This is a genomic window from Legionella moravica DSM 19234 (assembly GCF_000423305.1).
In the GTDB taxonomy this organism is placed as follows: domain Bacteria; phylum Pseudomonadota; class Gammaproteobacteria; order Legionellales; family Legionellaceae; genus Legionella; species Legionella moravica.
In genome coordinates this window covers 30541-43746 of sequence record NZ_AUHS01000014.1, presented here as the reverse complement: position 1 = coordinate 43746, position 13206 = coordinate 30541, and the positions used below count along the sequence as shown (strand labels likewise).

Genomic DNA, 13206 nt, shown 5'->3' with positions numbered 1-13206 from the left:
CTATAAAACGAGAAGGTATAACCATGTCTATTGAAGTCAAAGTACCTGTTCTACCCGAGTCTGTAGCTGATGCAACGGTAGCTGCATGGCATAAAAAAGTGGGTGATAAAGTAGTCCGCGATGAAAACCTGGTGGATCTGGAAACAGATAAGGTCGTTCTTGAAGTTCCTGCTCCTGCAGATGGCGTACTTACTGAAATATTGTTTCAAGTGGGTGATACTGTTGGTTCAGGTGAGCTGCTTGCTAAAATTGCTTCAGGTACCGCCATAGCAGCTGTATCTCCAGTAAAAGAAGAGAGTGCATCAACAAAAGAACCTGTTGCAGCACACGAAGATAAATCGACCAGTCCAGTAGTTCGTCGCATGATGGCGGAACATGATTTGCAGCCAGGCCAAATTCAAGGTACTGGTAAAGAAGGACGGATAACTAAAGAGGATGTCCTATCTTACATAGAGTCCAACAGAGGAAAATCGGTACAAGCTGCTGAACCTAAAAAAGCGCAACCTGCAGTTGCAGCTCCTATGGGGGCTCGCGAAGAACGTCGTGTTCCTATGACTCGATTGAGAGCCAAAATTGCCGAGCGTTTATTAGAAGCACAGCATAATGCCGCAATGCTTACTACATTTAACGAAGTAAATTTGAAAGCGGTTATGGACATGCGTGCTCAATATAAAGACAATTTTGAGAAGAAGCATGGAGTGAAACTGGGTTTCATGTCATTTTTTACTAAAGCAGTAGTAGAATCTCTGAAGAGATTTCCTGCTGTAAATGCTTCTATAGATGGTCAGGATGTTGTTTATCATGGATTTTATGATATAGGAATCGCTGTATCTACTGAAAGAGGATTAGTAGTTCCAGTGATTAGAGATGCTGATCAGATGAGTATGGCTGAGATTGAACTGGCTATTAATGATGCAGCAACCAAGGCCAGACAAGGTAAATTGTCGATGGAAGAGATGCAGGGAGGTACATTTACTATAACTAATGGTGGTGTATTCGGCTCATTGCTTGCAACACCAATCATCAATCCACCCCAGACGGGAATTTTAGGTATGCATAAAATTGAAGACCGTCCTGTGGTAGAAAAAGGACAAATTGTCATTCGTCCTATGATGTATGTTGCGTTGTCCTACGATCATCGTCTGATTGATGGCAAGGATTCGGTACAGTTTTTAGTAAGTGTTAAAGAGTTGTTGGAAGATCCTGCTCGTCTTTTACTTAATGTTTAACAAGCGCATTTAACAGCATGACCCGTGTTAACGGGTTTTGCTTTTTTAGAAAGGTAATCACTATGAATTTACATGAATATCAAGCCAAGCAATTATTCGCAAGTTATAATTTACCGACTCCTCGTGGTGAAGTGGCTTATAATGTTGAAGATGCGTTGCAGGTAGCATCACAATTATCTACCCCCAGATGGGTTGTTAAAGCCCAGGTTCATGCTGGCGGACGAGGTAAAGCCGGAGGTGTAAAACTGGTTTCCACTAAAGAAGAGCTTGCAGCAGTAGCGAAGTCATTATTGGGAACTCATTTGGTGACTTATCAGACAGATGCTAAAGGTCAGCCAGTAAATTCAGTATTAGTTGAAGAAACCTGCGATATCGCCAGAGAGCTGTATCTTGGTGCTGTAGTCGATAGAGCGACTCGTCGTGTTGTGATTATGGCTTCTACTGAGGGTGGTGTTGAGATTGAAAAAGTAGCTGAAGAGACACCTGAAAAAATATTCAAGGTTATTGTCGATCCTTTAGTCGGAGTGATGCCGTTCCAATGCCGCGACACAGCGTTTAAATTAGGTTTGGAAGACGACCAAATTAAACAATTTACCCACCTGATGATGGGATTAGGTAAAATGTTTGTCGAGTGCGATTTAAGTTTGCTTGAGATCAATCCATTAGTTGTCACCAAAACAGGGCAGTTAATCTGTTTGGATGGCAAAATTAATATTGATGGTAATGCTTTATACCGTCAACCTAAATTGAAAGGCATGCGGGATACAACTCAGGAAGATGAACGAGAAAATCGTGCCAGCGACTGGGAGTTAAATTACATTCCTTTAGATGGATCGATTGGTTGCATGGTGAACGGTGCTGGATTAGCTATGGCAACCATGGATGTTATTAAATTGCATGGCGGCGAGCCTGCAAATTTCCTTGATGTTGGCGGCGGCGCAACTAAGGAACGTGTTAGTGAAGCGCTGAAAATCATTTTATCTGATGAGCACGTCAAAGGGATATTGGTTAATATCTTTGGTGGTATTGTTCGTTGCGATCTGATTGCGGATGGAATTCTTGCTGCCGTGAAAGAAGTGGATGTGAAAATCCCTGTAGTTGTCCGACTCGAAGGTAATAATGCTCAATTGGGTGCAGATATTTTAAATAAGAGTGATCTGAATGTTATTGCAGCGACAAGTTTGACCGATGCGGCCAAGAAAATAGTCGCGGCTGTGGCGTAATAACATAATTTTTATTGAGATAAATAGACAATTTAGAGTTGCTGGATCAATAGAACTGAATGTGGATTCATTATTCAAAATGAACGACTGATTGTAACAAAGATTAACCAGTCTTATTGATTGGGCAACAACAAAAAATTACGAGGTTAACAATGAGTGTTTTAGTTAATAAGCAAACCAAAGTATTGTGCCAGGGGTTCACGGGCAAACAAGGAACTTATCATTCCGAGCAGGCTTTAGCGTACGGTACGAAAATGGTTGGAGGTGTAACACCAGGAAAAGGTGGGCAGCTTCATTTGGGATTACCTGTATTTAATACTATGCGAGAAGCAGTTGAAGTAACTGGAGCTGATGCTAGTGTTATTTACGTTCCAGCGCCATTTTGCAAAGATTCGATCCTGGAAGCTGCTGATGCCGGCATTAAACTGATCGTCTGCATTACCGAAGGTGTTCCTGTACTGGATATGCTTCAGGTAAAAGTTTATTTGGAAAATAACACCGATGCCCGTTTGATTGGACCAAACTGCCCAGGGATAATCACACCTGGAGAATGTAAAATTGGAATTATGCCGGGATCAATACATTTGCCAGGTAAAGTTGGAATTGTTTCACGCTCCGGGACTTTGACTTATGAAGCAGTAAAACAAACTACAGACAAGGGTTTTGGCCAAAGTACCTGTATTGGTATAGGTGGAGATCCCATTCCCGGAACTAATTTTATCGATGCCTTGGCTCTTTTTGAACAGGATCCACAAACAGAGGCAATCATCATGGTAGGTGAAATTGGTGGATCTGCTGAAGAAGAAGCAGCTGAATACATCAAAGCTCATGTCCGTAAGCCTGTTGTTTCTTACATTGCAGGAGTGACAGCTCCTGCCGGTAAGCGTATGGGGCATGCTGGTGCCATTATATCTGGTGGTAAAGGTACAGCCGCAGAAAAATATGCAGCGCTTGAAGCTGCTGGAGTAAGAACTGTACGTTCTCCTGCTGACTTGGGTGATGCAATTGCCGAAGTAACTGGTTGGTAAACACCTTGGGTAGCAGCTGGATATTCGGCTGCTACCAACCTCTCTAAATGTCCAGGCTATAAATCGGGTAACGGCTCAACAGGTATTATTAGTATGGGGTCTTTACATAAAAGCAGCGTGATCTTTTCTCCTTTTCTCCTCTCGCAAAATAGTGATTCCCAAGCGTATAATTGAAACCAATCTTCATTTGGAATGGTGTGCTATGAGTAATTTTAGAAGTCTTGCGGATATAAGACGAGATTATGGTGAATTAAGTTTGAGTGAAGAGTCTGCTCAACATGATCCTATCGCTCAATTTAAACTTTGGTTTGAAGAAGTGTTACAAAATGAAAAAAATGATCCTACGGCAATGATACTGGCAACTGTTGATGAGAACGGATATCCAGATACTCGAGTAGTTTTATTGAAGGGATTGGAGGATGGAAATTTTGTTTTTTACACGAATTATCAAAGTGCAAAAGCCATGCAATTGAACAAAAAACCTTATGCCGCGCTTAATTTTTATTGGCCTCAAATGGCAAGACAGGTTCGTATTCGAGGACGAGTTAAGAAGGTGAGCAGCGAGCAGTCTGATGCATATTTTTCTTCACGGCCTATTAAAAGCCAGTTTAGCGCTATAGTATCTCCTCAAAGTCAGGAAATTCAGAGTAGAGCCTCGCTAGAAACGGCATTGAATGACTTAATTCAACAGCATGGGCAAGATCCGGTACTCAGGCCTGAAAATTGGGGGGGCTATATGATACTTCCAGATGAAATTGAATTTTGGCAAGGACGTGACAATCGATTACACGACCGAATCCACTATTATCGAGACGGAGCTCAATGGGTGCTGAGAAGGCTTGCCCCCTAACCGGCAGAAATTGCCGGAGGCTGGAAATTTTGAGTTAAGCTCGATCAGGCTTTGAACACGGAATTATAAATGTAGTCTGTTTGCTTGCAACCAGGCTACTTAATATCAACATATTGTTAGAGTAGGTTGGGCCTTGGCCCGACAAAATCCATCTAGTTTTCCTTACGAACCAAATGTATTTGATGCGCCAGAGCAAGCTATATTAATCATAAATCAATTATTATTATTGTGCATTATGGAATTGTTGGGCCAAGGCCCAACCCACACTTAACGTTCCGCACCTAAAGCGCATCATTTGGGTAAGGTAAGCAATTGGCAACAGATCCAGGGTTTTGCCGGATCTTCCGGAACATTTTGGAATCGTTCTAACAGTCTGGGGTAAAAGTGGGGACCAGGTAGTGTTCTCAGGTCCAATAAATCAGTGTCTTCCATTAGTCTTTATAAGGGGTTATTCGGATGATTTGGAAAGTAAATTTGCCATAATGCCAAAATAAACAACAGGTTAGAAAGTTGGCCTGATAGTTGCTTATTATATAGAAAATCAAAGAATAAAAATGGTTATCGTTGATTTTTAATTTCCAGAATAAAAAGAATATTGTCAAGAATATGTAAATAATTTACCTGTGAAAGCATGGGGTTTTAAGAAGACGTAAAATTGATTTAAGTGTGATGATTTCATGTTCGTAGTGCATGTGAAATACTCACATAGTTTTAATGTAAACAACCAGGAGTAGAGTCAGTTGAATATAGGTCACTGTATATCAGATACATAGCTAGGGGATTATTATGAACGACACAACAGCCTTATTACCACATATTAAATTACGATTTAACATTGAACATCCAAGTTATGAAGAGTGTTATATCTTTGGTTATGAATGTGCACTTTCAGAAGTCGAAGAGGAAGATAATCCTTTCCGTGAAGGCTCTCAGGAAGCAGAACAATGGCTGGAAGGTTGGTGGGCCGGTACTTATGGGGAAAAACCTTTATTTGATATGAGTAGCCTGGATAATGAAGAAACTCTTCTAGATAAAGAAATTGCTGCAAATGATCAACAGTATTGCCACAAACACAGTTTTATGTCTTTAGTCTTTGAAATTAGTGGTGCGATAGCTGCTTCAGCCATAGTTGGATACCAATTGCTTGAACTGGTAGCATAATGAATCGCATTCAATTGAAGAGCATGACTTAGTGCTTCTTCAATTGGATAAGGACTGACAAAAAAAAACCTATTCAGGATTAATAATCCCTTTACCTATGCCTAGGTTGTTTATTTGAGGCCTGCTGACTACTGACTTGTTCAATTGTCATCAGACCCTAATCACTGTCTCTTGTGCACAATTCACTGAAAAGCCATATTTGGTGCATCTTGAGCGAAAACCATTCTGAAAAATGCTCACATAGCCATCTATGCTGCGCTTTTTCAGAATGGTTTTCGCTCAACCTGCACGCAAATCTGACTTTTCTCCAAGATTTCATAATTGTGACTAAGAGTCAGACCCTAATCGCGGTGAAATGGATTTAATCTTTAAATAATTTTAGAATCATCGATCTCATTCGTGCAGTTTCAGCAGGAATAAATTCTTTATAATGTTCGCTTCCTATATCAAGGCAAACGATCACATTTTCACCGAGACCTTTGAGTAAGTCGACTCCTGAAAGTTTGAGCAATTTGATGCGTGTACTTATTTCGGCTGCCCAGGCATCCAGATAGATCATTTCAGTGAATACAGGAAGAAAAATCTGGTTATTTTCTTCCAGAAACAAGACTACCGGGCTTTCGTCTTTTGAGTCATACTCTACAGGTATAATAAAATTTGCTTTTATAAATTCGAGATAGGCTTTATTTGCTTCTTTCATATTCCCGGAACTGTGGATCGCCTCTTTAACTGCCAAAATCAGACTGTTCATTGTAAATTTCATAAAAAAGAAACGATTATACCTGAGTCTGGTTTCTATCGCTAATAACAATAAAATGAAATCCAACTATGTGTTGAAATAACTGACAACAACAGTATAATGTACCTTTGTTTTTGTTAATTAATTGCCCATTATTTAAATAATTACGGCATTTGTGTGTCTTGTATTCAAACAAGATGAACCATTCAAACCCTGATTTACCAGGGTAATAATCAGATTTTTGGCTAGCCCTCACGGGCATCAGGAAGAGTATCTCCAGCCGGCTACTTCAATGAAGACAGTCTGAAATGACTTAAGCCCATTGGAAATTGGACTGGACTGTTATAAGTAGAGAGCTTATGAACAAAATGAATGCATCAAAAGTAGAAATGTATAACCGTAAAAACTATTTGGGGTTTGCATGGTTAGTTTGGGGCTTGGCAGCTGCTTTTTATTTTTCTGATTATCTAGCACGAGTTGCTCCCGGTGTAATGCATCGCTATTTGCAGATCGATTTTGGGATCAATGAAGCCGGTTTTGGCATATTGACCGCATCTTTTTACATACCCTACATTTTTATGCAGATTCCCGTTGGACTAACTGTGGATAGGTTAAGTATCCGATGGCTATTAACTATAATGTCGTTGGTAACTGCTTTTGGATGCTGTGTCTTTGGCCTTGCAGACGGATTAATGATGGCATCAATAGGTAGAATGCTCATTGGCTTCAGTGCTGCTTTTGCTTTTGTCTGCTCTCTGCGTTTGGCAACTTCATGGTTTCCTCCTACTATGCTGGGATTATTGGCTGGTTTGACTCAATCTCTAGGTATGCTTGGGGCTGCCGCTGGTGAAGCTCCTGTTTCTTTTCTGGTGAGTAATGTAGGTTGGCGGCACAGCATGTTAATTATTGCCTTTCTATTTATCGCCTTGGCAGGTTTGCTGTATCAGTTTGTGCAGGATAGGCCCGGATCTCAAAGGCATGAAGTGCAAAAAGTGAATAGAATCAGCATCTTACAAAGTTTAAAAATCATCCTTTCGAGCCGTCAAACCTGGTTAAATGCCCTGTATGCAGGATTTTTGTTTGGCCCCACGGCAGTAATAGGAGAAGCGATTGGTCCCGCTTATCTCCAGTTTGGTCGTGGATTGGGCGCACATGCCGCAGCTTTCGCAACGGGCCTGATTTTCATTGGATGGGGTATAAGCGGACCTTTATCCGGTTGGTTATCAGACAAAATGGGACGGCGTAAGCCTTTAATGATTCTTTCAGCTGTATTTGGGGTTATTTTTACAACCCTGTTTGTTTTCTACCCATCAATGAATCAAACTACAGCCTATCTGTTATTTTTTGCTTTCGGATTAACTAACACGGGTGTCGCCATTGCTTATGCAGTATCTACTGAGTTACATGATAGAAATGTAGTAGGAACTTCTATAGCATTTACCAATATGACATCAATCTTTGTTGGCGCTCTGTTGCAGCCTTTGGTAGGTAGATTAGTGGATATGGTATCCGGCTCAAGAGCGTACAATGTAGAATCTTTGTTGCTTTCTGATTTTCAAGCCGGCCTGAAATTATTACCCTTATGCTCATTAGTCGCGTTAATTTTAGCCTTTACAATTAAGGAAACCTATTGTAAGCCGGTACGATAAAAACGAAGGTTACTTTTCAGCTCCTTTGAGTCTGCTGATAATTGATTCAAGGGTTTTTAACGTCGAGCGACGTTGAGGTCGAAAATGATTTATAGTTCACGGAAAGTCTGGTTGGTAATTCAATCAGGTTTGTAGTGGATAGGTAAAATTTCTCGATAGAACACGTAATTTATATTCTCATTTCTGTATATAAAAAACCTGAAGGTGAGATTTAATCTCACTTTTTTCGATAAGTTTCAATCTTCTTTTAACAGATTGTCGCACTCTTATATTATTTACTGCTATACTTTGCCCAGCGCTTTGCTGCAATAAAGTAACGCTGGTCGCAAACTAATCACATGGAGATAATAATGAAAAAACTTACAGGATTAATAATTATCCTGGCTGTTTTAGTCCTGGGCGGATATTATGGCATGGGAGTTCTTACAGAAAGAACCATTAAGAACAACGTACAAGTAATTAATCAATCTAACGGACTTTTAGCTGATATTGAGCAATACAATAGAGGCTGGTTTAGTTCTGATGCCAAAATAAAATGGCGTTTGCATGTTCCAGAGCGCGTTGTTAAAGATGCTGACGGTAAATCCCAAACAGTTGCAGCTCAAGACTATCAAATGGATATGCCGCTTGTTATTCACCACGGCCCATTTATTCTTGCTAATAAAAGTTTACGATTTGGTATGGGTTATGCTGAAACCGTATTTCCCTTTCCTGAGCAATACAATAAACAATTTGATGAGATGTTTTCTAAAGATTCAATTAAACCTCAGTTGGATTTAAGTATATTTGTAAACTACTTAAACCATAGTACGGTTGAATTGGCTTTACCGTCTTTCAAATTAATTTCAAAAGATGGAACCGGTAATTTTGATTGGATGGGTATGGAAAGTACCACCGCAATGTCTTCAAATTTGAATAAAATAGATGGCAATATTGTTGTCTCTGGTTTGAAAATATCCAAAGATGATACTAAAGTCACATTGGGCAAAGTAACCAGTGAATTTGATTTACATCAAACTCCTGCTGGATTGTACCTGGGCGAAGCCAGTTTTTCCTTGCCAGCTTTTGATGTCGTTGTTAAAGATCAAAAAATGTTTGAAATAAATGAGCTTTCGTTGAGTTCTAGCAGTGATATAGAAGATAGTCTCTTTAGCACTCATTTTAGCGCTGAGATAAAGTCTCTATTCGCTAATGGAAAGTCTTATGGTCCAGGACAGCTTGAAGTGTCTTTACGTAATCTGGATGCAGATGTTCTTGCCCGTATTAATCAGCAGGCAACAGCAATGCAAAATGGAACAGATGCTGAGCGTCAACAGGCGATGATGGCTATGCTTCCAGAATTACCTAAATTATTCACTAAGGGAGCTGAGTTTGAAATATCAACATTAAGCCTCAAATTACCAGAGGGTACTGTTGAAGGCAGCATGCTCGTTACTCTACCTAAAGGTGAAAGTACCAATCCTTTTGAATTGATTCAGAAAGTTCAAGGGAATGCTAAATTAAGAGTTCCAACTGCTGTAGTCAAAATGTTAATGCAACAATCAATAATGCAACAAATGGCAAATCAGCCTGAAATGCAACAAGCGCTGATTCAGCAACTGCAAAGCAACAATCCTCAGACCAGTTCAGCAGCTCCAACACCAGAGCAATTGGCTGCGATGCAGACTGAGAAGCAAATTTCATCTCTTGAGCAATCCGGGTTGATTACAGTAGATGGCTCTGATTATGTTGTTGAAGTAAGTCTGGATCAGGGTAAAGTCACAGTAAATGGCAAGCCATTTGACCCATCAATGTTAAAATTTTAAAACCTGATTAGGGGCTATTGGCATTTCATTATATTCGAGCCTACTTTCCGCGACTTGTTCGCGGAATCAATAGGTCTTGCGCAAAACAAGAATATATTGCGCCTATAAAGAGTGAATTGGATCCCGCGAACAAGTCGCGGGACGTCGAAACTTGAATTGTTAACAGACCCTAGTACTGGATAAGCTTTTTACTAAAGCTTATCCCGTTTTATAGTTAGAAAGGATTTTTTGAAAAAGCAATTGTTGATGGCAGACACATTAAATATTGAATTTTAATACAGTTTTTAATGTTCTGCCCTTGTCTCGAATTGCTCATTTCGGTAATATACTGCTTTTAAAAGGAGGAGCTAATAATAATGACAACAATCAGTAATGATGCAGGGGATACCACTGCTTCACTAGCCGAGAGCGTAACTCACTCAGTACAAAAATATTTTTCAGAGCTTAAGGGAACTGATCCTGTTGACTTATACCAGTTTGTACTTGAAGAAATTGAGACCCCTCTATTTCGCGCAGTTATGGAACACTGTAAGTACAATCAGTCCCGTGCTGCTATCATGCTGGGCATTAGTCGTGGAACATTAAGAACAAAATTACGACGATATTTTGATGATAAATATGTTGGAACTCGTGATTAAAATCATTTGAATACAAAATAGGGAGCTTGGCTCCCTTTTTTGTTTCTGGAACACTGATCCTCTCCTAAGTCTCCATCCAAGGTTGGCTCTAAGAGATAATGAAGAACAATATGTGTCATTTAATTCTGTTTTCTGCTATCTCAAATGGTCAATATTATTCAGGTGCGGATATCTTTTGAGATCCTGGATGATGAATGAGTTATTTTAAGGAAAAAGTAATGCAAAACGATCAGAATCGATTATTAATACTATCCAGCTTAGGTGGCGTTTTAGAGTTTTATGATTTTATTATCTTTGCATTATTTGCGAGTTATATTTCAAATGCCTTTTTTCCTGCGACTAATGAGCTTGTCAGCCTGTTAATCACATTTGCCACATTTGCCATAGGCTATTTGGCAAGACCCCTTGGGGGCGTGATTTTCGGTCATTTTGGCGATCGTATCGGAAGAAAGGTAGCTTTCACCATATCCATCCTGATGATGGCTCTAGCTACTTTGGGCATAGGATTGATCCCATCGTATGAGCGAATTGGAATAATTGCTCCGCTGGCTATTATCAGCCTTAGGATCATTCAGGGGATCTCGATTGGCGGGGAAATACCTGGTGCAATAACTTATGTCAGTGAATCATATACTCAAAATAAAGGTTTTGCTTGTGGCGTTATCTTTGGCGCATTAACTTTAGGTATTGTCCTGGGATCATTAGTACACGCATCGACTATTTCGTTATTTTCTAGTGAGCAAATGCAGTTATTTGGGTGGAGAGTTCCCTTTGTTCTTGGTGGTATTTTTGGGTTGTTGAGTTATTTATTGCGTAAAGATCTGCATGAATCAGCACAATTTTTAGAAATTGAGAATACAATTGAAAAATTTCCTATCATTACAGTATTTAAAGAGCAGTTTATTATGGTTCTTGCCGGTACATTTTTGGCAGCAATGTGCGCGGTTATCGTGACTTCGTTATTTTTATTTATTCCTGCTTATTTCACAAAAGTACTTCATTTGCCTGCCGATTCGTTTGTTTGGGAACGCACTTTAGCTATTGCGATGGGTTCAGCCATGAGTGTATTTTTTGGTTATTTAACCGATCGTATACCGGTAAGAAAATTAGTAATGGCTCTTGGAATCCTGACGGCATTATGCGCCTATCCAATATTTTTCATTTATGTCTATTGTACTCAATTGTACCTATTGGCCTTTCTGGCAAGTGCATTTTTACTCGGTATATCAGCGGGAATAATTCCTAGATTACTGAGTGAACTATTTCCTACGACTATTCGATACAGTGGAATAGCAGTGAGTTACAATCTTGGCTTCGCTTTATTTGGGGGGTTAACACCATTTATCTCATTATCTCTGATTTATTATAGCGGCATTGCAACAATCCCCGCTGTTTATTTGATAGCAGTCGCTGTTATGTCAGTTATTTCACTGATGTTGATTAAGAAGAAAGAAAACAGGACTCATCAAATGGGTTCGCAGTGCATCGCTTGAAATGAAACGTGTAGTAGCTTTCTGTTAAAGCGGAATATCATTATTCATTATGTTGAATTAGCCTTTCTGTGCTTCACACTTTCGCGAAGACAGAATTCAATATTGTGCATGGCTAGGGAGCGGAACTGTGTATGCTGTTAGATTATTTGTGATCTGATGTTTCGATCCACAACATTGTCTTCGATTAAATGTTTTAATTTGTAGTAGATCACTCTAGAAATTCAGTATCCCATAACTGATCGCAGTCATTTACGGGATACTATTAAATTTGATCTGTTTATTCTGCAAACATTGAGCTGACGGACTCTTCCACATTCACTCGTTTTATCGCTTGCGCTAGCATATCAGCAAGGCTGACAACGCGAATTTTTTCACAACTTTGAGCTTCGGATGATAATGGAATGGTGTCTGTTACAACCACTTCATCAAGACAGGAATGGCGAATATTTTTCACTGCAGGGCCAGACAATACTGGATGCGTAATATATGCTCGAACGCTTTGAGCTCCATTCTTTTTGAGTTCATGTGCAGCGGAGCACAAGGTTCCAGCAGTATCCACAATATCGTCTACGATGATGCAGTTTTTACCCGCTGGTTCACCAATAATATGCATTACTTCTGATTTATTGGGACCGCTTCGGCGTTTATCTATGATGGATAATTCCGCATCATCAAGTCTTTTAGCGACAGCTCTTGCTCTTACAACACCACCAACATCAGGCGAGACAATCATGATATTATTCAGGTTTTGTTTTGTTATGTCTTCAATCAGTATGGGTGTTGAGTAGACGTTATCAACTGGCATGTAGAAGAAGCCTTGAATTTGATCGGCATGTAAATCAACCGTGAGGACACGACATATTCCTACCGATGCCATCATGTCCGCAACGACCTTTGCTGTAATTGGAACGCGTGCGGAACGAACTCGTCTGTCCTGGCGGGCGTAACCAAAATAAGGAACTACCGCAGTAATACGACCAGCTGAAGAGCGTCTCAGGGCATCTGCCATAGTCAGCAGTTCCATGAGATTATTATTGGATGGCGCGCAGGTTGATTGCAGAACAAAGACATCTTTGCCACGGACATTTTCTAATATTTCGACCATGGTTTCACCATCGCTAAACGTACCAACCGTCGCTTGACCAATAGGTATTTGCAAATGGGAAGAGATTTTAAGCGCCAATTCAGGGTTAGCATTCCCGGTAAAAATCATCATTGTGGACATGTGTAAAAAGCCTTAGATTTAGGTTAATCGCTTAACTTAAACACATAGCAGAAGACAGCCAGAAAGATATTATTATTATTTGAGCGATACGAAGTACGCATCCTTCCAGGGTATCTTCTGCCGTCTGTTTACTTGTACCTAGATTCAACTTCTTATTCTAGGTTGA

11 protein-coding genes are annotated in these 13206 nt (G+C 40.0%); 9 read left to right on the top strand and 2 right to left on the bottom strand.

Annotated elements, in window-relative coordinates:
• Window positions 1-23: 23 nt before the first annotated feature.
• The 5 genes from odhB to G543_RS0103440 all read left to right on the top strand — a co-directional run bounded on the left by odhB (window position 24) and on the right by G543_RS0103440 (window position 5491).
• Window positions 24-1229 carry a 2-oxoglutarate dehydrogenase complex dihydrolipoyllysine-residue succinyltransferase gene (gene odhB / locus G543_RS0103460; RefSeq protein WP_028383290.1) on the top strand — a complete coding sequence of 402 codons (1206 nt, stop codon included), beginning with the start codon at window positions 24-26 and terminating at the stop codon, window positions 1227-1229.
• 62 nt (window positions 1230-1291) lie between these two features.
• The gene (gene sucC, locus G543_RS0103455) at window positions 1292-2452 is read left to right on the top strand and encodes an ADP-forming succinate--CoA ligase subunit beta (protein WP_028383289.1); all 1161 of its coding nucleotides are present in this window, start codon (window positions 1292-1294) and stop codon (window positions 2450-2452) included.
• A 152-nt stretch (window positions 2453-2604) separates the two neighbouring features.
• Complete coding sequence (gene sucD / locus G543_RS0103450) at window positions 2605-3480, top strand: succinate--CoA ligase subunit alpha (RefSeq protein ID WP_028383288.1); 876 nt, start codon at window positions 2605-2607, stop codon at window positions 3478-3480.
• A 202-nt stretch (window positions 3481-3682) separates the two neighbouring features.
• Complete coding sequence (pdxH, locus tag G543_RS0103445) at window positions 3683-4330, top strand: pyridoxamine 5'-phosphate oxidase (protein ID WP_028383287.1); 648 nt, start codon at window positions 3683-3685, stop codon at window positions 4328-4330.
• Window positions 4331-5116: 786 nt separating this feature from the next.
• Complete coding sequence (locus G543_RS0103440) at window positions 5117-5491, top strand: hypothetical protein (protein ID WP_028383286.1); 375 nt, start codon at window positions 5117-5119, stop codon at window positions 5489-5491.
• 361 nt (window positions 5492-5852) lie between these two features.
• On the opposite strand, the gene G543_RS0103435 is transcribed toward G543_RS0103440, so the two are convergent.
• On the bottom strand, window positions 5853-6242 hold the full coding sequence (locus G543_RS0103435) for an SseB family protein (RefSeq protein ID WP_028383285.1): 390 nt from the start codon (window positions 6240-6242) through the stop codon (window positions 5853-5855).
• Between the two features lie 356 nt (window positions 6243-6598).
• Here G543_RS0103435 and G543_RS0103430 point away from each other — a divergent pair, with 356 nt between their 5' ends.
• The 4 genes from G543_RS0103430 (at window position 6599) to G543_RS0103415 (ending at window position 11815) form a co-directional block, all read left to right on the top strand.
• Window positions 6599-7879, top strand: a complete 1281-nt coding sequence (locus G543_RS0103430) for an MFS transporter (protein WP_028383284.1) — start codon at window positions 6599-6601, stop codon at window positions 7877-7879.
• A gap of 350 nt (window positions 7880-8229) precedes the next feature.
• Entirely contained in the window at window positions 8230-9684 is a 1455-nt protein-coding gene (locus G543_RS0103425; protein ID WP_028383283.1) for a YdgA family protein, read from the top strand.
• 356 nt (window positions 9685-10040) lie between these two features.
• The gene (locus G543_RS0103420; protein ID WP_018576070.1) at window positions 10041-10322 is read left to right on the top strand and encodes a helix-turn-helix domain-containing protein; all 282 of its coding nucleotides are present in this window, start codon (window positions 10041-10043) and stop codon (window positions 10320-10322) included.
• 194 nt (window positions 10323-10516) lie between these two features.
• Window positions 10517-11815 (top strand): MFS transporter, encoded by a 1299-nt coding sequence (locus G543_RS0103415; protein WP_028383282.1) that lies wholly within the window; start codon window positions 10517-10519, stop codon window positions 11813-11815.
• A 277-nt stretch (window positions 11816-12092) separates the two neighbouring features.
• On the opposite strand, the gene G543_RS0103410 is transcribed toward G543_RS0103415, so the two are convergent.
• Entirely contained in the window at window positions 12093-13040 is a 948-nt protein-coding gene (locus G543_RS0103410) for a ribose-phosphate pyrophosphokinase (protein WP_028383281.1), read from the bottom strand.
• Between the last annotated feature and the right edge of the window lie 166 nt (window positions 13041-13206).

Coding starts and splice junctions, on each gene's coding strand:
- G543_RS0103430 (WP_028383284.1), top strand. CDS start 6,599: ATGAATGCATCAAAAGTAGAAATGTATAACCGTAAAAACTATTTGGGG.
- sucD (WP_028383288.1), top strand. CDS start 2,605: ATGAGTGTTTTAGTTAATAAGCAAACCAAAGTATTGTGCCAGGGGTTC.
- G543_RS0103420 (WP_018576070.1), top strand. CDS start 10,041: ATGACAACAATCAGTAATGATGCAGGGGATACCACTGCTTCACTAGCC.
- sucC (WP_028383289.1), top strand. CDS start 1,292: ATGAATTTACATGAATATCAAGCCAAGCAATTATTCGCAAGTTATAAT.
- G543_RS0103415 (WP_028383282.1), top strand. CDS start 10,517: ATGAGTTATTTTAAGGAAAAAGTAATGCAAAACGATCAGAATCGATTA.
- G543_RS0103410 (WP_028383281.1), bottom strand. CDS start 13,040: ATGTCCACAATGATGATTTTTACCGGGAATGCTAACCCTGAATTGGCG.
- G543_RS0103440 (WP_028383286.1), top strand. CDS start 5,117: ATGAACGACACAACAGCCTTATTACCACATATTAAATTACGATTTAAC.
- G543_RS0103435 (WP_028383285.1), bottom strand. CDS start 6,242: ATGAACAGTCTGATTTTGGCAGTTAAAGAGGCGATCCACAGTTCCGGG.
- G543_RS0103425 (WP_028383283.1), top strand. CDS start 8,230: ATGAAAAAACTTACAGGATTAATAATTATCCTGGCTGTTTTAGTCCTG.
- pdxH (WP_028383287.1), top strand. CDS start 3,683: ATGAGTAATTTTAGAAGTCTTGCGGATATAAGACGAGATTATGGTGAA.
- odhB (WP_028383290.1), top strand. CDS start 24: ATGTCTATTGAAGTCAAAGTACCTGTTCTACCCGAGTCTGTAGCTGAT.